This is a genomic window from Proteus sp. GOKU (assembly GCF_015475555.1).
GTDB classification, from domain to species: domain Bacteria; phylum Pseudomonadota; class Gammaproteobacteria; order Enterobacterales; family Enterobacteriaceae; genus Proteus; species Proteus mirabilis_B.
Window position 1 is genome coordinate 2,576,635 of the sequence record NZ_CP034105.1, and the last position, 21,960, is coordinate 2,598,594.

General features: G+C 35.9%; 21 protein-coding genes and 1 pseudogene. 8 read left to right on the plus strand and 14 right to left on the minus strand.

The features are described from left to right. Positions 1-43: 43 nt before the first annotated feature. Positions 44-604: a helix-turn-helix domain-containing protein gene (locus tag EHE21_RS12030; RefSeq protein ID WP_088495181.1), complete on the plus strand. Its 561-nt coding sequence runs from the start codon at positions 44-46 to the stop codon at positions 602-604. Positions 605-733: 129 nt separating this feature from the next. On the opposite strand, the gene EHE21_RS12035 is transcribed toward EHE21_RS12030, so the two are convergent. Further along, on the minus strand, positions 734-1,588 hold the full coding sequence (locus EHE21_RS12035; RefSeq protein ID WP_088495180.1) for a D-amino-acid transaminase: 855 nt from the start codon (positions 1,586-1,588) through the stop codon (positions 734-736). 193 nt (positions 1,589-1,781) lie between these two features. Between EHE21_RS12035 and EHE21_RS12040 the strand changes: the two genes are divergently transcribed. Continuing rightward, complete coding sequence (locus tag EHE21_RS12040) at positions 1,782-2,360, plus strand: HdeD family acid-resistance protein (protein WP_156733679.1); 579 nt, start codon at positions 1,782-1,784, stop codon at positions 2,358-2,360. A 91-nt stretch (positions 2,361-2,451) separates the two neighbouring features. Here the strand turns inward: EHE21_RS12040 and EHE21_RS12045 are convergent, their stop codons facing one another. Further along, a complete protein-coding gene (locus EHE21_RS12045; protein WP_194950794.1) occupies positions 2,452-4,074 on the minus strand; it encodes a hypothetical protein in 1,623 nt (540 codons plus the stop codon). 600 nt (positions 4,075-4,674) lie between these two features. Here EHE21_RS12045 and EHE21_RS12050 point away from each other — a divergent pair. The 4 genes from EHE21_RS12050 (at position 4,675) to EHE21_RS12065 (ending at position 10,131) form a co-directional block, all read left to right on the plus strand. Next, on the plus strand, positions 4,675-5,931 hold the full coding sequence (locus tag EHE21_RS12050) for a mechanosensitive ion channel family protein (protein WP_194950795.1): 1,257 nt from the start codon (positions 4,675-4,677) through the stop codon (positions 5,929-5,931). Between the two features lie 358 nt (positions 5,932-6,289). After that, positions 6,290-8,722 carry a DMSO/selenate family reductase complex A subunit gene (locus tag EHE21_RS12055; protein WP_088495176.1) on the plus strand — a complete coding sequence of 811 codons (2,433 nt, stop codon included), beginning with the start codon at positions 6,290-6,292 and terminating at the stop codon, positions 8,720-8,722. Between the two features lie 11 nt (positions 8,723-8,733). Then, on the plus strand, positions 8,734-9,351 hold the full coding sequence (locus EHE21_RS12060) for a DMSO/selenate family reductase complex B subunit (RefSeq protein ID WP_023581764.1): 618 nt from the start codon (positions 8,734-8,736) through the stop codon (positions 9,349-9,351). 3 nt (positions 9,352-9,354) lie between these two features. Next, the gene (locus EHE21_RS12065; RefSeq protein ID WP_088495175.1) at positions 9,355-10,131 is read left to right on the plus strand and encodes a dimethyl sulfoxide reductase anchor subunit family protein; all 777 of its coding nucleotides are present in this window, start codon (positions 9,355-9,357) and stop codon (positions 10,129-10,131) included. Between the two features lie 74 nt (positions 10,132-10,205). Here EHE21_RS12065 and EHE21_RS12070 read toward each other — a convergent pair whose 3' ends face one another. After that, entirely contained in the window at positions 10,206-10,748 is a 543-nt protein-coding gene (locus EHE21_RS12070; RefSeq protein ID WP_194950796.1) for a DUF924 family protein, read from the minus strand. Positions 10,749-11,449: 701 nt separating this feature from the next. Between EHE21_RS12070 and EHE21_RS12075 the strand changes: the two genes are divergently transcribed. Then, positions 11,450-11,629: a GhoT/OrtT family toxin gene (locus EHE21_RS12075; protein WP_036912664.1), complete on the plus strand. Its 180-nt coding sequence runs from the start codon at positions 11,450-11,452 to the stop codon at positions 11,627-11,629. A 377-nt stretch (positions 11,630-12,006) separates the two neighbouring features. Further along, entirely contained in the window at positions 12,007-12,921 is a 915-nt protein-coding gene (locus tag EHE21_RS12080) for a helix-turn-helix domain-containing protein (protein WP_194950797.1), read from the plus strand. 63 nt (positions 12,922-12,984) lie between these two features. Here EHE21_RS12080 and EHE21_RS12085 read toward each other — a convergent pair whose 3' ends face one another. The 11 genes and pseudogenes from EHE21_RS12085 to EHE21_RS12135 form a co-directional block, all read right to left on the minus strand. Then, the gene (locus EHE21_RS12085) at positions 12,985-13,401 is read right to left on the minus strand and encodes a GNAT family N-acetyltransferase (protein WP_194950798.1); all 417 of its coding nucleotides are present in this window, start codon (positions 13,399-13,401) and stop codon (positions 12,985-12,987) included. A 114-nt stretch (positions 13,402-13,515) separates the two neighbouring features. Beyond that, positions 13,516-14,784, minus strand: a complete 1,269-nt coding sequence (locus EHE21_RS18930) for a pyocin knob domain-containing protein (RefSeq protein ID WP_228766785.1) — start codon at positions 14,782-14,784, stop codon at positions 13,516-13,518. Then, a pseudogene (locus EHE21_RS12095) lies at positions 14,767-15,147 on the minus strand (hypothetical protein); the annotation flags it as partial. The gene EHE21_RS18930 and the pseudogene EHE21_RS12095, both read right to left, overlap by 18 nt. A 5-nt stretch (positions 15,148-15,152) precedes the next feature. Next, positions 15,153-15,809 carry a DUF2612 domain-containing protein gene (locus EHE21_RS12100; RefSeq protein WP_102949488.1) on the minus strand — a complete coding sequence of 219 codons (657 nt, stop codon included), beginning with the start codon at positions 15,807-15,809 and terminating at the stop codon, positions 15,153-15,155. Beyond that, entirely contained in the window at positions 15,806-16,993 is a 1,188-nt protein-coding gene (locus EHE21_RS12105) for a baseplate J/gp47 family protein (RefSeq protein WP_194950799.1), read from the minus strand. Before EHE21_RS12105 ends, EHE21_RS12100 begins: the two co-directional genes overlap by 4 nt. Beyond that, positions 16,986-17,330: a hypothetical protein gene (locus tag EHE21_RS12110; RefSeq protein WP_075674204.1), complete on the minus strand. Its 345-nt coding sequence runs from the start codon at positions 17,328-17,330 to the stop codon at positions 16,986-16,988. The genes EHE21_RS12105 and EHE21_RS12110 overlap by 8 nt, the downstream gene beginning before the upstream one ends. After that, positions 17,327-18,019 carry a Gp138 family membrane-puncturing spike protein gene (locus tag EHE21_RS12115; protein WP_088495168.1) on the minus strand — a complete coding sequence of 231 codons (693 nt, stop codon included), beginning with the start codon at positions 18,017-18,019 and terminating at the stop codon, positions 17,327-17,329. Before EHE21_RS12115 ends, EHE21_RS12110 begins: the two co-directional genes overlap by 4 nt. 2 nt (positions 18,020-18,021) lie before the next feature. Continuing rightward, positions 18,022-18,834, minus strand: coding sequence for a baseplate hub protein (locus tag EHE21_RS12120; RefSeq protein ID WP_194950800.1), 813 nt, complete (start codon positions 18,832-18,834; stop codon positions 18,022-18,024). Next, positions 18,803-19,123, minus strand: a complete 321-nt coding sequence (locus EHE21_RS12125; RefSeq protein ID WP_109420401.1) for a phage baseplate plug family protein — start codon at positions 19,121-19,123, stop codon at positions 18,803-18,805. Before EHE21_RS12125 ends, EHE21_RS12120 begins: the two co-directional genes overlap by 32 nt. A 12-nt stretch (positions 19,124-19,135) precedes the next feature. Next, positions 19,136-19,624 carry a phage baseplate protein gene (locus EHE21_RS12130; RefSeq protein ID WP_194950801.1) on the minus strand — a complete coding sequence of 163 codons (489 nt, stop codon included), beginning with the start codon at positions 19,622-19,624 and terminating at the stop codon, positions 19,136-19,138. Between the two features lie 2 nt (positions 19,625-19,626). Next, complete coding sequence (locus EHE21_RS12135) at positions 19,627-21,930, minus strand: hypothetical protein (protein WP_194950802.1); 2,304 nt, start codon at positions 21,928-21,930, stop codon at positions 19,627-19,629. Positions 21,931-21,960 lie beyond the last annotated feature (30 nt).

Sequence of the window (21,960 nt, forward strand, 5' to 3'; positions counted from 1 at the left end):
AACGATTTATTTTTTTGCAAGATGATTTTTGAAGGAAGCTATGATGTCATCGCCTTGTGCGCCTATTGAAATTATTTCTCAAGCACTAGCTAGAGAAAGAAAAAAAGCGGGTCTTTCACTTGCTGAAATAGCAAGACGAGCAGGTGTTGCAAAATCAACATTATCTCAATTAGAAGCAGGACAAGGAAATCCAAGTATTGAAACACTTTGGGCAATTTGTGTTGCGTTAAACATCCCTTTTTCTCAACTTATTTCAGCGCCACAGCCTGAAGTGAAGGTAATACGTAAAGGTGATGGCTTTAAAATTAGCGCAGAAAAAGCCTATTACCATGCTTTTTTACTTTCTTCCTGCCCAGTGGGTGCAAAACGCGATATATACACAGTAATCGCACAGCCGGGAAAAGATAGAGTTTCAGATCCCCACAGTAAGAATGTCACTGAACATATTATTATTATCAGTGGTAGTGCAATGGTGGGCACTTTAGATGATCAGCAAGAATTACAACCCGGTGATTATATTTGCTATCCCGGTGATGTTACTCATGTATTACGCGCTTTAGAACCTGACACAACTGCCGTCATGATTATTGAACATCAGAATTAAGATAGTAAAACAAATTAATGTAGTGAAACGAATTTATATAGTAAAACGATGAGTTTACCGCACTGCTATACTGTAATAAAAATCCGAAACGCAGTGCGGTAATTTTATAAAGAATATCTGCTTATTCAATTACTTCTTAAGTGCTTTATCAAGATAGATCTCTCGTAGCCGTTGAGATAAATGCCCAACTTCTCCCTGATTTATATCTTCATTATCGATTGAAACAACCGGCCAAATTAATGTGGTTGCTGAACTAATAAAAGCTTCTTTTGCTTTTTTCGCTTCATCAAGCGTAAATAGACGTTCTGTTATTTTAAGCCCTTCTTCTTGCGCTAATTGAATAATCGCTTGGCGCGTAATACCGGGTAAAATATTCTGACTCAGTGGCCGTGTAATAATTTCATTATCGTGATTAACAATAAAGAAATTACTTGAACTCCCTTCTGTTATATAGCCATCTTTAATTAAAATAGCATCATCAGCACCTTGTTGATGTGCATGGTGTTTTGCTAAACATGCTGCTAATAATGCCACGGTTTTAATATCACAACGTTGCCAGCGAATATCTTCAACACTCACTACTGAAATACCTTTTTTTGCATTAGGATGGTTAATAACTGTGGAGTGCTGAACAAAAGCAACTATTGTCGAAGGAACAGATGAAGCCGGAAAATCAAAAAAACGAGAGGAATCAGTACCTCGTGTTATTTGTAAATAAATAAGCCCTTCATGAAGGTTATTCTTTTCGATAAGTTGATGATGAACATCAATTAGCTGCTCTTTGGTAATAGGAAGCGATAGAGCTAATTCTTTGCATGAACGCTGCAATCGTTGAAAATGTCCATTAAAGTCAATGAGCTGACCATCGATAACAGCAGTAACTTCATAAACGGCATCTGCAAATAAAAAACCACGGTCAAAAACAGATATTTTAGCCTGCTCTTTAGGTACAAAGTGACTGTCTAAATACACGATATCAGGCATTTTACCTCCGTTATAAATTTTATTAACAATTTATCTTAATCCACTACCTTACTCTTTCAGTTTTCTATTTTAAAGGCGATCTTCCACATTCCTACCTCTTTTTAATTATAGTTTTATGTAATTAAGTCATGTTATATAAGCAGAAATTGCTATAATTTAACTTATGTACCAAATATAAGGATAAGAGGTGGCTATGTTAGATATTAATAAAAACAATTTATCTCAGCTAACAGAGAAACTGGTTAAAAAACAATGTACTTTAATGACTGTTATTGCCACATTAGGTTTCATTGCAGGTTTTATCTGTATTATTAATCCACTTTCTTCTGGCATTGTTATCAGTGTATTACTTGGTGTTGTATTTTTTGCCTGTGCGATATCCAGCTTTATTGGTGGTTTTAATGCTCAAGTCTCTTCTGGTTGGTCAATGTTGATCACGTTATTAACGGGTTTTATTTATCTTCTGCTTGGCTACATCTTTGTCACCGACCCACTAAAAGGTATGCTTAGCCTCGCCTTTTTTATCGGTTTTTTATTTATTTTTGCGGGGATACTGCGCCTAAATATAGGTTTTAAACAGATCAAAGAGAATTTTTATGGTTGGTTTAATATCTTGATTGGATTTTTAGATTTAGTGATTGCCTATTTCTTGCTTGCTTTTGGCCCTGAAGCCTCAGTGGCATTAGTGATGGCATTGATTGGTATACAACTTATTTTAAGTTCTATCACAATATTATCGATAACCAGTGCAATAAAAAGAATGACCCATTAATTGACTATTCAGTAATAATTATCTTATCGATTTTATATAGACTAAGAGCCACATAAGTGGCTCTTAATTTATGGAATACGAAACAGTGATATTAAGCACAAGGTAAGCGTAGAGACACCGTATACATATTTTCCCCACAAAGGTAACAATTACCTGTATTTTCAAAGACCATGACTTGAATACCCAATTGTCCGACTTCAATATTTGGCAACGCATCTGCTAAAATACTTTCTAAAGCTGGCTCAAATAATTCAACCATATTAACAGGATCATTATTTGCCGTTGTATCATGCAAGAAATTCCCTAAACGAGGATCATCAGCATAGATTTCCAGTGTAGAACGATACACTAACGTTCTTTCACTGCCATTTACTTTAGAGTAGCCATTAAAGATGATAACCATTTTTTGGATATTCATTTTGGCAACGCGGTTCTTAATCTGTAAACATAATGAAGGTACAAGCCTGATATTTACAGAGTTAAAATAGCGATCACAAATTTGTGGAATAGTGACACTTATACAAGGTTTTGGTGCAATATTTTTAATTTGCTTACTGCACTCCCCCGTTAAAGAGTTATCGACAATAATACGCTCACGGCGAGAGAAACAAATATTATCGAAGATATCAACCGTAAAGAAAGAGATATAATGAATACCATTAGTTAACGCTTGATTTTCCAGCCTTACCGAAACAGCTGACTTGTCAGTACAAGGCAACATTTTTAATTGGTCATTAAAATAAAAACCAACCTGTGTGCTTTCGCTAATATCGCGTCCTAAAATTAGGTTTGCATTCACACAATAATTTTCGCTGTGATAGCTTAAAATACCATTTAACGTTGCCGGAACTTTTGGCGATGGTAATTTTTCGGTTGTCATTTCAACATAGTAATCTCTTGATTTAAGAGGTTTATCCGGCTCTTCGCTATTTTCAGATTCAGCATGAAAAACAGCAATTTGCTTAGGTTCACTCTTCTTAATTTTCACTTTAAAATTTGCGATACCGTACTTATTAGTTTTTCCTATATTAATTTTTTCACCATCGGAATTATAAATTTCTGGTTCAACCTCTAAGCTACTATTATCCGTATCGTAAACGAGCTTTACCTCTTTATTTGAAACATCTTCTCCTTCTTTATCCTGTAAATGCACAACAAAACTTTTAGACACACTTTCCCATTTGCTTGGCCATTGCATAGATTCTGAACGTATTGTCAGTAAGTCATCAAACTTCTCACAATTAGCCGCCATACAATCAGTATTAGGATTAGGCTTTGAAGGCGTAACTCGAATTTGGATCGGCGTTGCGTAATACACGATGCTTTCATCATCTTCATCTTTTAATATCAATTGCAATGACGCTACACCATTACGATTTCCCGTTAAAGAGATCTCTGTTCTATTGTTATCCACTATCGTAATATAGACATCTTTATTATTAGGTAAAACTAAAATTCCTTTAGGGCTTGTACGCCATTCGGCTAAACGCAGATTAATCCCCGTGACAATAACCTCATATTTGATAACTCTGTTCATTTTGACTTCGTTATCAGCCTCATCTGGAGATGATTTGATCTGATTAAATTCAATCTTCACATCAGCATCAATAACAACTTGTGATTGTGTATTATAAACAGGGGGCTGAAAAGCCTGAGTAGCCTTCTCACCTTGTATGATTTTTTGCAGGCGTTCTTCTTTTGTTTCGATATTCATTGAGTGATTTCCTTTCTTTTTCCGATTCCATTTTTAGCTTAAAGCAAAAATTTTGAGTGAAAATCACAATAGAAAAAAGTCAACTAAGTATTGTTGTTAGATGGAAGCAATAAACACTTAATAAACAACAAGATAAAAGAAACACCTAATGGGATTCTCGCTAATTTATCGCTGGAAAACACTTTCAATATAAAAAATAATTTAAATTTTAAAATATTTTTGCATAAAGCTATTGACTGTTATGGAAATGTGATTAAAATCAATCTCAGAAAATATTTGTGACATGAATCACATTTTATTAATAGGATACTTAATATGAAATCAATGACTTCTTTTATTACTCACCTGCACCAAGTTGTTGTACAATTATCATCAACTCGTTTACTGTAATTATTTGATTTAAAAATAAAATACAGTTCAAAGCCAGAAATAGCACCCTCATCGCACAAAAGACTATTTCTGGCTTTTATTCCCCTCTTTACACTTATCTATCATCTCGTTTACTCTCGTATTTTTCGTAACAAAAAATTCACCTCCTTGAACTAAGCTCTCATTTCTGTACTCTTAATATACAACCCATATTAACTACGAGGATATTTTATGCAGCAGCAACTGCTTACATGGATACGTCAATTCAATGAGGAGTATGCCCAAGTCGCTTCTCTCCTACTCGTTTTAGCCATTATTTTCCTTGTCGCAATCATTCTCCATTTTATTTTGCACAAGTTAGTCTTGCCTAGAATTTCTAAAGCAATAACTCAGTACGATCAGAAATGGCAACTCTCTTTAGAAATAAATAAACTATTTAGTCGTTTTGCTTTTTTAATCCAAGGCGTTGTTGTTAATATCCAAGCGCTGGTGTGGATGGGATCAGGTAAAACACAAGAAATTCTCACCACCAGCGCCCAAGCGTGGTGTTTAATTTTCGGCTTGTTGATGCTTTTCTCTATTATGGATCTCTGTATGCAGATCATGAGAAATTCATCCTCATTGGGTCGATTACCCTTAAAAGGTATTTTTCAAAGCTTAAAACTCGCCGCCTCTGTACTGATTGGGATAATGATTATTTCCCTACTTATTGGCAAATCACCACTTATTTTACTCAGTGGTTTAGGTGCCATGACGGCTGTATTAATGTTGGTGTTTAAAGATCCTATTATGGGATTAGTCGCCGGTATTCAACTATCAGCAAACAATATGATAAGCCTTGGTGATTGGCTAGAAATGCCTAAATATGGCGCTGATGGTGCTGTCATTGATATTAGTTTAACAACCGTTAAAGTGCGTAATTGGGATAATACTGTCACCACTATTCCAACTTATTCTCTGATTTCAGATTCCTTTAAAAATTGGCAAGCAATGACAAAATCTGGAGGACGTCGTATTAAGCGAAGTCTTGCTCTTGATATTAATAGCATCCACTTTTTAGATAAAAAACAACTTGATGATCTAGAAAAAGCTCACTTATTAGCGCCTTATATCAAAAATAAGGAAAGCGAAATTAATCAATTCAATGCAACTTTGAGCAATGAATGTCAAACGCCATTAAACCAACGTGGCATGACCAATATTGGAACCTTCCGTGCGTATGTTGAAGCCTATTTAAAAAACCATCCTAACGTTCATAAGCAAATGACGATTATGGTAAGACAATTAGCGCCTACCTCGGATGGGCTTCCTATTGAAATTTATGCTTTTACTAACACCACTGTCTGGGTTCAATACGAGGCGATTCAATCAGATATATTTGATCATATCTTTGCTATTTTGCCTCAATTTGGCTTACGAGTTCATCAATCTCCAACTGGAAATGATGTAAGAGCACTCAGATTTCCTGCCGAAAATAATCCGCAATAAATCATTTTCGTATTAAGTAAAAAAGGAGAATTATTCTTCTTTTTTACTTTTCTTATTAACAAATATTTTTAATCTCTTATTTTGTTATCATGTTAACAATCTTGTTTTTCTATATATTAATAAAAATCGTTATGTTATTTTTTATATATCGATCGATTGTTGATTCCTATTTATTTGATATTTTATTTACCACTAAAGTGGTATTAATCAGAAATTGTAACCATTTGTTTAATAATTATTTTTTTATATAACGTTATTAACATTTTTTATATTGATATAAATCATTATAGGTAGAAGGGTTATAACTTAACATATATATACAACTTTACTTGTTGTGAAAAATGTTAGGGTAATGTCAATGTCAAAAATTAAAAATAATACTTCTATTACTGAAATGAGTCGGCGTGGATTCATTCAGTCTGCAGCAGTTATTTCTGGTGCTGCCGCTGTTGCAGGAACGGTTTCATTACCATTCGCTGCTAATGCTCAAACTCCCCAGGGTATTCGTCCTGATGAGACTTCTGAAACTATCAAATACAGTGCATGTTTAGTGAACTGTGGTAGCCGTTGTCCATTAAAAGTTCATGTGAAAGATGGTGTTATTCGTCGTATTTCTAATGAAACTATGTATGACGATTCAACATTTGGTCTTCACCAAATTCGTCCGTGTCTGCGTGGTCGTTCTGTACGTTGGAAAACGTATAACCCAGATCGTTTAAAATACCCAATGAAGCGTGTTGGTAAGCGTGGTGAAGGTAAATTTGAGCGTATTTCTTGGGATGAAGCAACTTCAATCATCGCGGAAAAATTAAAATATACCATCGAAAAATACGGTAATGAGTCCATTTATTACCAATACGGTACAGGCTCTACCGGTGCAAACTTACACGGTAGAACTGCATGTAAACGTTTATTAAGTACTGTCGGTGGTTTTTTAAGTGACTATGGTACTTATTCATACTCTCAATTAACCGGTATTGTGCCTTATGTTTATGGCGATATGCTGGAGTCACTGTTAACAGAAATTGAGAATTCAGACTTAGTGGTAATGTTTGGTCATAACCTTGCTGAAACACGTATGTCTGGTGGTGGTCAGTTCTATGAAACGTTAAATGCGTTAGATAAGAGCAAAAGTAAAGTTATCATCATCGACCCTCGTCGTACCGACAGTGTAACAACACTAGGCGCCGAATGGATCCCAATTTATCCGGGTACTGATGCTGCATTAGTGGCTGCATTAGGCTATGTGATGATCCAAGAAGGCATCACTGATGAAGATTTCTTACGTGAATATTGTGTCGGTTGGGATAAACAAACATTACCTGCATCAGCACCTGAAAATGGCTCTTATAAAGATTACATTTTAGGTAATGGCCCTGATGGCATTGCAAAAACACCTGAGTGGGCGAGTAAATTAACCGGTATTTCCGTTGCACGTATTATCCAATTAGCGCGTGAAATTGGCGGCGCAAGAGCGGCGTGGATCTCTCAAGGTTGGGGTATCCAGCGTACTTCAAATGGTGAGCAAGCATGTCGTGCGATTATGATGCTACCATTAATGTCTGGCCATATCGGTCGCCCTGGTACAAATACAGGTTGTTGGGGTGGTAACGTTGCTTACCCAGTTGCAAGCTTTGCTTTGCCTAACCCAGTTAAGACATTGATCCCAACATTTATGTGGTCTGAAGCAATTGCTCGTGGTGATCAACTGACTAGCAAAAATGCGGGTGTCAGAAATAAAGATAAACTCGATACGGGTATTAAATTTATGTGGTGTTATTCCAGTAACGTGATTGGTAACCAACACGCTGATTTGAATAAAACACATGATTTACTGCAAGATGAATCAAAATGTGAGTTTATTTTAGTGTGGGATAACCACATGACACCATCTGCAAAATACGCTGATATTTTACTGCCAGATGTGACGACGGTTGAGACGAACGATCTTATCAATAACTCTTACGCAAGTGGTGCTTACCACTATGTCGTCCGTTTACAAAATGCGATTAAACCGCTTTGGGAAAACCGCCCTTGCTATGATGTCTTAACCGACATTGCAGAAAAAATGGGTACCAAAGAGCAATTCACTGAAGGACGTACTTACGAAGAGTGGATTGAATATTGCTATAATCAAATGCGTGAGAAAAACCCAGCGCTGCCTACATTTGCAGAAACTAATGATGTAGGAATTATCGATCGTAAATTACCTAACCGTAATCAATACGTTGCACTTGAAGCATTCCGTCAAGATCCTATCGCTAATCCATTAAAAACAGCGTCAGGTAAGATTGAAATTTATTCTGAAAAACTAATGCAAGATACTGATGGCTGGGTGTTACCAGAAGGCGATCGTATCCCAGCAATTCCAGAATATTGTAAGAATGAAGAAGGCGTAGAAAACGTTAAGCTTAAAGAGAAATTCCCTCTGCAAATGACCGGTTTCCACGATAAAGGCCACGTTCACTCAAGTTACTATAACGTTGCTATGTTACGTGAAGCTATTCCTCATCAATTCTGGTTAAACCCAATTGATGCGGCTGAGCGCGGATTAAAATCTGGCGATATCGCTGAGATTTATAATGCACGTGGTCGTTTAAATATTCTCGTCAAAGTTACAGATCGTGTATTACCTGGTGTGATTGCAGTACCGCAAGGTGCATGGCGTTCACTTGATACAACAGGTGTAGATACAGGTGGATGTATTAATACATTAACAAGCTGGCACCCATCGCCGTTTGCTAAAGGAAATCCACAACATACAAACCTTGTTGAAGTGAAACGTGCATAAGGAGTTAACTCATGAAGCAATATGGTTTTTATTTTGACTCCACTAAATGCACTGGCTGTAAAACATGTCAAGTCAGTTGCAAGGATGAAAAAGATTTAGATTTAGGCCCTAAATTCCGTCGTGTTTATGAATACGGTGGTGGTAGCTGGGCAAAACAAGACGGGATCTGGACACAAAATATCTATAGTTATTATTTATCCATTTCTTGTAACCATTGTTCAAACCCTACTTGCGTTGCGGGTTGTCCAACTGGCGCTATGCATAAACGTGAAGAAGATGGTTTAGTGGTTGTTAACCAAGATATTTGTGTTGGTTGCCGTTATTGCGAATTGCGTTGCCCTTATGGTGCGCCACAATTCGATGAGAAGAAAAAACTCATGTCTAAGTGTGATGGTTGCTACGAACGTGTAGCACAAGGCATGAAACCGGTTTGTGTTGAGTCTTGTCCTCAACGTGCGCTTGATTTTGATGATATTGAAGTGATCAGAGCAAAACACGGTACTGAATGTGGTATCGCACCAATGCCAGATCCTAGCTTGACCAATCCAAATATCGTGATCAAAGCACACAAAGAAGCTAAACCTTCTGGTGATAAAACCGGCTCAGTTCAAAATGCGGCGGAGGTATAAACCATGCATGAACTTCCTCTAGTCTTTTTTACTGTTTTAGGTTCTTCAGCAGCAGGCTTGTTTCTTATTGCTTATATCAGTAAAAAATTAGGTCAAATTGATGAAAACCAACTACGTAATGCCAATATTTTAGCCCTGATTTTAACATTAGTTGGCTTAGGTATTGGTGGATTACACGTTGGTCAACCTTTGCGTTTTTTCAATATGCTATTAGGCGTTGGTCGTTCTCCAATGAGTAACGAGGCATTTTTAAGTGGTGTGTTTACAGGTTTTGCTTTTGCAACTGTTGCACTCACTATCATGAAAAAATGGAAAGGGTTACGTGAAATTTGTAACCTATTTACCGTTATTTTTGGTCTAGCATTTGTTTGGTCAATTCCACAAGTCTATCATATTCCAACAATTGCTAACTGGAATACAGATTACACCACATTGCAATTTTGGATGACGCTGTTAGTTGGCGGCGGTGTATTAGCAATGGCTACAGGTGCAAGACGTTTAGGTGCATTGTCCTTTATTATCGGTGCCATTATTACTTTTGCGACTCGCTCTGGTTATGTTAGCTTCCTTGGCTTTACAGGCCCAGAACTCAGCGCTGATCAATCTCTATTTTGGGGGTTCCAGTTAGCTGTATTAGCATTAGGTGTGGTTATCGTAGGATTTACTGCAGTAAAAGCGCAAGCTTCAAAAATGACGCTAGCAACTTGTGCAGCCGCAGTCATTATTGCTGAATTATCAGGCCGTATCGCCTTTTATAATTTATGGCATATTACCATGTGATCTTGATGTTATGGCTGATTAGTCAGTCATAGAAAAGAGACAAAAATGCATACCCGAAAAGGTATGCATTTTTTTTAGAATGAAGAGCCAGGTTGCTGTAAAAAATCTAATTCTTCTGGGGTAGATGTTCGACCTAAAATGTCATTGCGATGAGGATAACGACCATATTTATCAATAATTTCTTTGTGTCTTAGTTCATATTGATAAGTACTTTCATCATTAAGCTGAGAAAACAATATAACCGCATCTTGATGAATTTTAGGTGATTCTGAATGCATAAATGGCATTATCATAAACTTACGTTTAACGGGGGTTAATGTCAGATATTCAGGTAACCGGATAGCTTCTTGCGCTAAGATTAATGCCATATTATCTTGAGCAAAGGCTTTAGGAGTATCACGCCAAATATTGCGTGAGAACTGGTCAAGAATAATAATCTCAGCTAAACGCCCTTCTATCGTTTCTCTCCACGATGCCAATTCGCCACGACTCGCACTTAAACATAATTCACCAAATCTGCGGCTAATTTCTTTATCAAACTGAGTATCTTTTTTAAACCATTGCTCTGGTGTGCATTCTTCAAACCAAAACGTCAAAGTTGATTGATAAGGGATCATAAAAAACTACCACGCTAATTGTTTATTAATCAAAACAGCGTTTATTTTCATCAAAATAAACGTCATTGACGGGTTACTACTTTGGTAAGTTACCATTTTAATACAGCGACGGCTATAAACCCCTATCCGAAATAGACATAAAAATAAATCCCCTTTTTAATCTTTAAAGGGGATTTAAAATGCTTCCTAGCTAACGCTTAAATCCATTAAGTCGCGCCATCCATAAGCCAATTTATCTACAAGTCTGTATAAAATGGTATTCATGCCATTTGTTACATTCTGTCGATATTATGGTGTAATTTAATTAGCCTGCACATTTTACAAACATCAAATTTATTTCTGTATCACTACATTGCCTTAAAAATCAGCATTTAAAAATTTTAATTTTTATAGTGAAACCACTAAAAAAGATCTATACCGTCTTATTTTATTTTTTTAAAAAATGTCATTTTATGACAATAAAGATTGTTATAAATAATCAATCAAATCAATATATTAGATTTTAACTTTTAATTTTTCGGCTTTAACCTTGTTATTATCTTGTGTGATTACACCGAAAAGAAACCAGAGATCAAAAGTGAGATGAATGTTTAAAATTTGCACATTAGTGATGACATTTATTGAAAAGTTTGCCCTATTCCTCTGTTTCTTTAACAATTTTGGAGTACAATTGTTTCAGTCTATTTACTGAATGATCTGTTATGTCTGCTATCTCTATTATTGGAATAAGCTACCTTATTGGGGCTGTAATATCGTTTATTATTACTTTCTTTTTAACCAAAGATCCTAGTCTTGCCATGCGTCTTTTAAGTGCGTTATTAATTGCCTTAACTTGGCCTCTTAGCTTTCCTATGGCACTTATCTTCTCTATTTTTAGTTAATTCTTTTAATTTAAACTTAATAACAGTAGTTATATTCTATTAAATTAGAATAATAGCTATTTGCTTTTCTATTCTTGAATAAATATATTTATTACTTTGTAAAAATAACACTTTTAGCTTAGATTTTATCTAAAAAAGAATATCTAATTGCTCGTTATTTTATTTAATCAATTACAACCTTATCAAGTAATATCAGTATGTTATAATTAACACTCAGTTTATCGAAAATAGAGCACCATTTTAAAACCCAATATTCGAGTAAATATTTTTATAAATTTACAATCAAACTTAATTTCATTACAGTATCTTATGTAAATTGGTCGAATACGCGTATTATTTACTATCACCAATAATAATTTTTTAATTAGAGCTAGAATATGTTTAGTGAAAATGTCATTACAGATATTATCTATTGGATTGAAGAAAATTTAGAGAAAGATCTAAAACTTGAGAATGTTTCACAGAAATCAGGATATTCCAAATGGCATCTTCAACGCATGTTTAAAGAGCAAACAGGATTAACATTGGCGTCTTATATTCGAGCAAGACGACTTTCTTGTGCCGCGGTTGAATTACGCTTACAAAGAACACCACTACTTGATATTGCGTTAAAATATCGTTTTGACTCGCAACAAACTTTCTCAAGAGCGTTTAAAAAGCTGTTTAATATGACGCCCTATAATTATCGCAGAAAAGAGAATTGGCAGGCTCATGGCTTTACATTACCGTTAAGAAAATTTAGTGGTTTTAATTTAGATATCGAAATCGTCACTATTGATTCTCTCTCTTTAACGGGAATAGATCACACCTATAAAGCCAATGCAATCGATTGGAATTTTAGTACAGAAAAATCACGAGAAGAGTACTGGAAGGTATTTTTTCAAAATGCGCTCTACAAACATGAGCGGGTTTATGCTTTACATAATATTTTATCTAAGAAAAATAATGAATTAACGATAAAATATGCAACTATGATGGAAAATAAACCTGAAGTGTATAACGCACAATTTTTGCATAAAGCGCATATCGAGAATGCTAAATATCTTAAATTCACGATCCCTGAAAAATTACTCACATTAGAGTATAAAGATATTATCTATAATATTTATGGTATTTTACTTAGAAAATTAAATATACCCAGAAAGAAAGGATCACCTGATATTGAAGAGTATATTTTTAAAGAGGAATATCCAGTTTCTAGCCTAGCTTATAAACCAATTCCTTTAGTGAAAGACGTGAATTACTATATTCCTATCGAAATTGAGCTTAACGATAAAAATAAGATAAAATAATTTTGTTCAAAACCATCTATTTCTAGATGGTTTTTTATTTAATACGCTATAAGAAATTCTTTTTTACTTAATAAAACAATAGATAAATTCAGGATCATTTTCATCAAGGTTTTCAATACAGCCACTTTCAATAAATCCTAACTGAGCCAGCATATTTCGCATTGCATGATTAGATTTATTGGTTGATGTAAATAGTTTATTTCCTTGTGTATTTTCTTGAAAATAAGTCATCAAGCATTTTCCATAACCTTTTTGGCGATACCTCTTATCTATCATCACAAGTTCAATAAATGGCTGATTAAAAAAGTGATGATGAATAACACCATAACCCACAATCTGCGCATCCACTTCAAGAAGATAAACAGCTTGGCTAGATAGCCAAGCTTTAATTTCTTCAATACGCGAAGCATCCTGTTGAGCATAAGTATCTAACTCAATAAGCGCAGAAAGATGGTGGTGTGTGGCTGGAATGATTTTCATGGTGTTAAATTGCAGTTTCAATTAGTTATAACATACATTCTATATTAGATTATTTATAGCTCACTATAAATTAATCAGAAGTGATTTACTTATTTCTGATTGGATGTTTAATTTCTAATATCCTATGGCTATATAGGAAAAATATGCTCTTTCAGTGTCACCATCCAAAGTGAACCCTTCTTTAGTGTGTCTGCTCGTTCCCAACCTTCCCCATCCACTATTATTTGTCACAACAATAACGAAAATTGCATTAGGAAAAGGAATAGGAAATTTATAGTCCCGCGAACTTCCATCATGAAACCATTCTTCCTTACCCCATTGTTGAATAACCCCTGTATCACCGCATTTCAACCATCCATTAGAATCTTTTTTAGCTGTATTTTTAGCTCCACTATTACCAACTAATGCATAGTTTCCCTTTGGTTGATATTTACCATCAGATTCACCTTTGGAATAACTATAACCAGAAGCTAAATAATTCCCTTTTGGCTGGTATCTTCCATCTGATTCGCCTTTGGAATAACTATAACCCGATGCTAGATAATTCCCTTTTGGCTGATATTTTCCATCTGATTCGCCTTTGGAATAACTATAACCTGATGCTAAATAATTCCCTTTCGGTTGATATTTCCCATCAGACTCACCTTTTGAATACGCTCCCACATCACCTGCGGTCGGTTTATTTTGGCTATTAAACTCTTTAGCCCAAGGTGTAAAATTACCTTTATCATACTGGCTACGAGAATAAATACGGCTAGTGTTATAAACATAATACAGCTGAGTAATACCCGCGTTTTTTAAAACAATTAACGTCCCCGCCATCGCTTCTGGGTAATTTAAATTTGCCGTTGCATTAGAATTTGCTGGCTGAAAATAGATACCCGCCGTTTTATAGTTGTTTAAATTTTGATTTGCACCAATTGAAATCGCCTGATTAGAAAAAATATCTTGCGATGTTACCGTTACATCACCACTCAATGGCTTATCATTAACTTTACGCGTTGTGGAAACATAACTACCTTTAGCTTGATATTTATTATCTGCTTCAGATTTTGAGTAACTATAACCCGCAGCTTGGTAATTTCCTTTCCCCTGATATTTACTATCAGACTCTGCTTTAGTATAGCTTTCACCTTTAGTTGCATAATTTCCTGATGGTTGATAACTTCCTTTTGGCTGATATTTACCATCCGATTCTGCTTTGGTATAGCTCTCACCTTTATTAGCATAATTTCCAGCAGGAGCATAATTCCCTTTAGGCTGATATTTGGTATCAGATTCTACTTTTGAATAGCCATAACCTTCAGCTTGATATTTACCTACTGGTTGAAAGCGTTTATCTGCATCACCTTTAGAATAAGCGCCAACATCATTTGCATTAATATCAGCTTTTAATTCAATCCATGCATTACCTGCGACTGGCTCAACATTATTATTTTCGATTTTAGACTGCCAAGCTTTGTTTTTATGATAAACCACACTACGAATAGGATAAGGTTTACCCGCTTCCGACCACTTAGCAAAACCCTGCAATTGCATTTCACCAATAGACTCGGTGATATCGTGAAATAAACTATTCATTTTTTCACGTTCAATATCTTTCGCCGCCGGATCAGTCACTTGGTCACGTTCATAGTCATAACCATAACCTTGTGTATAAGAGACTGAGCCATCAGGTTGGGTTTCAACAGGCACAACTGTTTTATCCCCTTGTGTTGCAAAGGGGGTTTTAAATATTTTAGTCATAGGAATTATTCTCCGAAATTACTCTTCAGAAAGTTTTTACGATATTGACCATAGCCAAAAGCTTTTTTGGTTATGATGCGATATTTGACACCTACACCTGAAGGGCGAGGCATTAAATCGAAGTTTTCTAATAAAAGACGTAAACGTTCATCTGGATTAAAATTAAAAACGTAATACATATACGTCATATCAAAAGGGTCGAGCACAAAGACTTTGCTATCTTCACGCCAGAAAAAACGTTTAAGAAATTCGTTAATATTGGTTACGGTAGGGCTTTGAGTGAGATTGAAATAACGCATTCTCACTAGCATTCTTTTTTGATCTAAAGTTAGCGATAACGTGTAATCAGCATTTCGTCGAAAGTTTGCCTTAAAATTGGTTTTCTTTTTACCAAAGCCAAAACCTATCTTATTTTTATCACTAGGAGGAATATCAATGCCTAAAGGCACATCTAAAATACGTGACCATACTGATAAACCAAAATCGTTAGCTGTATCAATATTAAAGACATCTCGATACCAGTTTTGCCAAAATGAAACCGTAGATTGATTAAAGTAAGTGGCTTTTAAATGTGCTAATGCTTTTAATTTATCTGCATTTTCATATTGCCAGAGGATCGCTTTTAGTAGATCAGAATGAAAATCAAATTCTTGAATATTCATGCGATCACCACTTGTACCGCCCCTTTTGGTAATCGGGCAATTTGATTAAGTTTGATAGGAATTAATGCAACATTCCAATTTTTCCCATCTGTTGAAATCTCAACTTTAGTGACAAATAAATGAGGCTCAACCGCATTAATCGCTGCTGAAATTTCAAAAGGAGAAACCTCTCGCCCAACCACCAGCCCATTATCTCCATCTATTTCGCCCTGAACCCATTTCTCTAACGCATTAGGAATAATGGTTTGCGCATCAATATTGGATTTTTTTACAGACACACGGCAAAACACAGGCACTTCTTTCGGACGTGAAAACTTAATAGGATATTCTTGCCCACTTGCTGGCTCTATTACATTTATTTCAATATCACCATTAAATGCAGCGCCTATTGTTTTTGTTCTTAATAATGATTTAGCAATTTCATGGCTATCTCCACCTTCTACACACACATAAATGCTATGAGGTAATAATGAGATCCCATCGACAACCAACGCTTTATCATTAAAATTTTCACGAAAAGAAAGAGAATTAACGCCCTCTAATTCATATAGCGAAGAGGTAATTGCTTCTGCAACACTGACTGTATTTTTAGCTAATGTTTGTTTACGCCGACGCCTTGCCTTTATATCTGACTCAGCATAGCGACCAACAACAGCATGGGTTAAGTTATTCACTTTTTCCCATCCTAATACAGAACTTGCCACTTTATTTAATTGCCCAACGCCACAAGTAATAGGGCCATATTCTTTAGCTCGCATATCGCCTTTAATTTTCCCATTATTAGCGATAATTAATGGTGATAATGTTTCAAAAGTAGCACCTGTTATTGTGAGCGCCTGAGAGCCTTTAGGAATAATAGTACCGGGAATACCAGTAAACTCGACATCACTTAAATAGGAATGTGTGGCATTAATACGCTCTCCGCCCATTAACGCCCATATTGCATCGAGAAAAACACCACCAGCAATATCGGGATTTATTTGATTTGCAAGCTCGGCATTATTACGAACAATGGCATCTCTATTTTCAATTTCCATAGTTGCCAATACCCCTTGTGGGGTTTCTGGCGATAAATTAATAGATTGACCAAATACAGCGCGGAATTCATCTTCGACATTATTTCGTAACATCGATGTGTCTGGAACAATCACCCCTTTATTATTAATATAACGATAGTCAGCCATTCAATGTAAATCCTCCATATATCGTGCGTATATCTGCCTGATATTTCAATGTCCCCTCTTCTAGAAAAGCATGGAAATAAGTGATAGCAACAACTTCCTCTATTTCAGCAATACGTTGTCGAAATGCCATTTCGAATAAAGGAATATCAACTTGTCGGCTAAATGTTGCAGACCAATAAGGAATTCCTTTATCTTTTTTATGTAGCATTTCACCGCGTACAGCTTTAATAAAATGCTGACAAACGTTTTTTACAGCTTCATCGTTGTCACAAATTTGAAGGTTACCATCAGCACCTATCGCAAAATCATTCTGCTGGTTTATTGAAAATGTCCTCATATTGGACTCCCTGTATTATCTTTCCCTGATTGCACCCCACTATGAGTATGTGTTGAGCCGATATCTTTTCCGTTATGGCGCATCAGTCCACCTTGTGAATCGCTATTACCATTTACGGCATAATTACCGTTAACAGTCACATTGCCAGTAAATATCGTTTCAGGTGCATTGATTTCATATTTTGGGGCCTCTAATACAACTTTATCGTTGTGAAGAGAGAAACAGACTGAGCCATCCATTGATTGAATAACTAAGGCATCAATATTCTTCCCATCAATTGCCCATCCTTTGATCGTGTCAGGAAAAAACATCGCATCACTAAACGAATGTAATCGTGTTGTATTAGGTTGATCTTCCAAACCACCACGTTGAAAAATAAGGCTAATGTCGCGATCGCTCGCCTTTAGCCAGCCAAAGTCACCCGGTTTAATTGGCGCTCTAATAAAAAAACCGCCACCACCAAATCGAAACACGGGAATATTAGCAACCGGTGCCCGAGAGATTTTTTCATCATCCGTAGTTAGCATCATGACCAAGGGTTTGATCATGGCTCGATTGGTTTGTTCATCATAGTTAATGACGGTTGCGGGTAACATATCATCGGTATTCATCATTAAATGGCGAAATGCAGACGAAAAAGCCCCTGCCAATGAACCAACACTGGCAATATCATTATTGGGTTTACTCATAATTAAGCTCGTTTACACGTTGCGGTATAAGTGAAATCTGCATCATGTGAAGCCACTTTAAATTCAAGTTGTTCAATAATGTAGTCACCATTTAGTGAGGTATTTAATTTGCTATCGAGGCGAAGCATTCCGCCTAATTCAGAGGTACTATCGATAAGATAACTCACCGTTAATCCACTTTCTGTGGCTTTGGGAATGCCAATCATACCTGAGTTCATATTCAAAATACGAAATCGGCTTTTTAATGCTTTATCGTCATCTTTTACGAATAACGTGTCATCATCAATAAAAGCTTTAACATTTCCCGACTCTTGTAAACGCTCTATTTGATGTAATGCAGAGCCACAATAATACCAATTAGCAATATTCTTATCGGTCGCCTGAAAATCCAATTTCACACCACAATCATTGGCAATGGCTAACGCAATTTCACTCAATTTTTGAATAGCGCCACCACTAGAGGAAATAATTTTTCCAGAACAATGATGACTGGTTTTTGCAGATAACGTTACGGTGACATCTGGAGGAGAATCTATTTCTGCACTGACAATATCGCCAATAAAAAGTGAGAATAACCCAGAGTTAATTCGACCAACTTCTAAATAAATTCGTCGAACTTGCTTATTTTTATTATAAGGACTTGTTTCCGTCAGCAAATAATCTCTTGTCTCGGTATTAAGCCCTGTAATAGCGATTTGACATTCGTTTTGTAATGGATTTGCATATTTCTTTCCTCCTGCAGATATACGCAATCCTTCATACCATTGAAGTCTTTCACCGACCTCAATCCCCACCCTTATTCGCCGAAGATCCATCTTCATCACTCCAATACACTAATGATTGTGTTTTTGTAAATTCCTCATACCACGGTAAAGCATCATTTTCTGTTAGAAAGATTAAATTAATCCCTTGGTTTAAATAGCGATAAGGGATAATAGGTGTATTAGCAACCAAGCGAATACCCGTAATAAGGACTTCGCCATCTCGCTCAATATCACAAAACATTGTTTGATTAGCGACTTTTAGCGTAAATGTCCAATCAACACCGGCTATTTCGACAGAAAACCGCTGATTAGGAATAGCTTGTAATGGAATAACCTGCATTTTATCTATCTCCTATTTTTCTTTTTTTCCTGCTTGTGTTGATTTTTTACTTTTGACATTGCCACGATTAACTGTTGAGATTTGCTTTGGTTTTTTGGTTGATTTAGAGGATTTTTTATTATATTCGGGCTCTATTGTTTTCCATTCTGTAAATTTAAGTTTTAATTCGATGGCATTCACTTTTTGGGGATCTTCATCGTGGGTCAAACTTTCTAACAACATTGGTTGATAGGTTTTAACTCTGGTTTGAATTCCCACTAATGTGTGTTCATCATAAAGCTGCTTTATAATAGAATAACGATCCGCAATATCACCCGTTAATAGCAACTCGACACCTATACTAATAGGATTAATAATGACGTGGTCGCTGCGATTTTCGCCATTTTCAACCGCAAATTTAATGACTTGATGACTATCAGTAATTGAAACTTTCATCGGATTAACGCTATCAAATAGCGTTGCGAATGACTCTAAATCAAAGATCCTAACTTCAGTTATCATAATTAACTCTTTAATCCGCTAGAGTGTTGCTGTGTAATTTCTTTAGCATTTTTATCATACAATACTTCACCTAAAGCTTTCGCAACAGCTGGGCCATCGGTGGCTTGTGTTTCAATTCTGATTTCACCAACTTGAACATTATTTTCATGTTTGATGCTTGATTGGTTACTGATCATTTGGCTGGTTATTGGGTTTAAACTATTTGTCGAAGACAGTGTTAATCCATTATTTAACGCATTTACATCTAGTGCTGGATTGTAATACCGTGTTGCTGGTTTTGGCTGTGGTATGGTGTAATTGAGACTACCTTCATCAGATAATTGTCGCTCTACTTTTTGAACAACAGTGACCTCTTTTTCAGCATCGTCCATTCCCAAAAAGCTTTTTGCTGATTGCCAAATTCCTTTTATAGAGTCAATACCTTCATTAACCCAACCTAATATTTTCTCTATATATTCCCACATCCAACTAAATACACTAACCACTGCATCAGAGACAAAAATAAAGACACTAATTATTGATTGCCCCCACTCGATAATATTATTAATGCCCGCATTAAGCGCTATAACGAATTGATTAAATGCGTCAGATATATAATTCCAAGCAGCAATAAATTGTTCAGCAATAACCTTTGAAGCAATCTTTAAAGATTGAACAAAAACTTGCCATGCTTCCCATACCACCATTATTGCGTCTTTAAGCGCGGGGTATTGATCCAAAATACTGCCTATCATTGAATCATTACCATTAATAAAATTCATAATATCGTCATAGACGAGTTTAAATGCCGTCGCTAAGAGACCAATAACAGCTGCAATCGCTAATATAGGAAGCGCAGTTGCAAGTGAAGCAACTGCCGCAGACACCATCGCGGGCAGATAATAAATAGCAACAGCGCTACCAATAGCTGAGAAAAAACCGATAACAAAATCTTTATTCTCAATACAGAAATTAACTAATTTATCAAACCACGTTATTCCTTTTGCAAGAACAGGAATGATTATCTCCAAAAAGTTATTTTTTAATTGCCCCGCTAATTGATCAAATTTATTCATTACTGCATTAAGTTGAATAGAACTTTCGATACTTTCATCATTAATACCAGAGAATTGTTTTTGCACGCCCATTGTGCGCTCTAATTCTTCCCGACCTTTCATCATTAGTTCAATGGTTTTTTCATCCACAACACCCAATTTTTCCAGTTCTTTTTGGGCACCGTCAAAGCTCATTCCTTTGACTTTATCTGCGGTTTTTAAAAGTTGTTCAATAGGATCTTCTGTATCAGTAAATGCATTTGCCATTGCAGTTAAATCGGCTTGAGCGGCTTCTTTTGTGCCTCCCATTTCAGCCATCGCCCCGGAAAAAGCATCGATATCGATAGCCGCGATACCTATCTTTTTACTTAGTTTATCTAGTGACTCTATTTCTTTGGCGCGATCTAATGAAGCAGTGAAAACCTTTTGCAAAGCTCCCGTAATATCCTTAACTCCCATGGCGTTAAGAATATAATCCTTCATTTTTTCTACGGCTTTTTGATAGCTTTTACCTGTTTCATCAACGCTCTCGCCTAATCGACGTTGAGCCTTTGCTTCTTTAATCGCAGCATCAATACCTTGAGTTTGCATTGTGCCAATAAAAGTATCGTAATCGGCACCTAATTGTTTAATCAGTGCATCAATAACAATTTTACTTTCTTTATTTTTCTTCTCTGCTTCAGTTAAAGATCCCAATTCATTATTCAGTGAGGATAGTTGATCCTCCATCGCATCATATTCAGCATTAAGGCTTGCTAAAATGTGAGCTTCAGCTGCACCATTGTTATTGACCAATCCTCTTTGGTAATCTAACACCGACATAGAACTTTTCAGGTCATCAATACTTTGTGTTACTGAATTAATTTTATCTTGAGTTTCACTAATATTAAGATCAATATTTATTGGCTCATTGAGTGATAAGCCCAACATGCCCACTAAGATTTCTTGCAAGAATTTATCAAACTCTTGCGTCCCCATTAGCGCACTTTTGATCATGCTTTGAATTGAATTTTCAATGGTTACAGAAGCAGTTGTAATTTCATCACTATTAAATGAAATACTTATGTCATGATCTTCAGGTAATTCACCAAGATTGAGATGAATTTCTTGAACAAAGTTATAGAAACTAGTAATGCCGCCTGAAACACCCTGCTCAATATTTTTCATTTCAGCAAGAATTTCATCTGCTGACTTTCTGATATTTGCTAATGCACTATCAGATACTTCAGCCTCCAACATCAGTACCTGAGAAAATACCTGTAATAGAGACATTATCTCTCCTTTGACGCCGCAAGCGCCTCG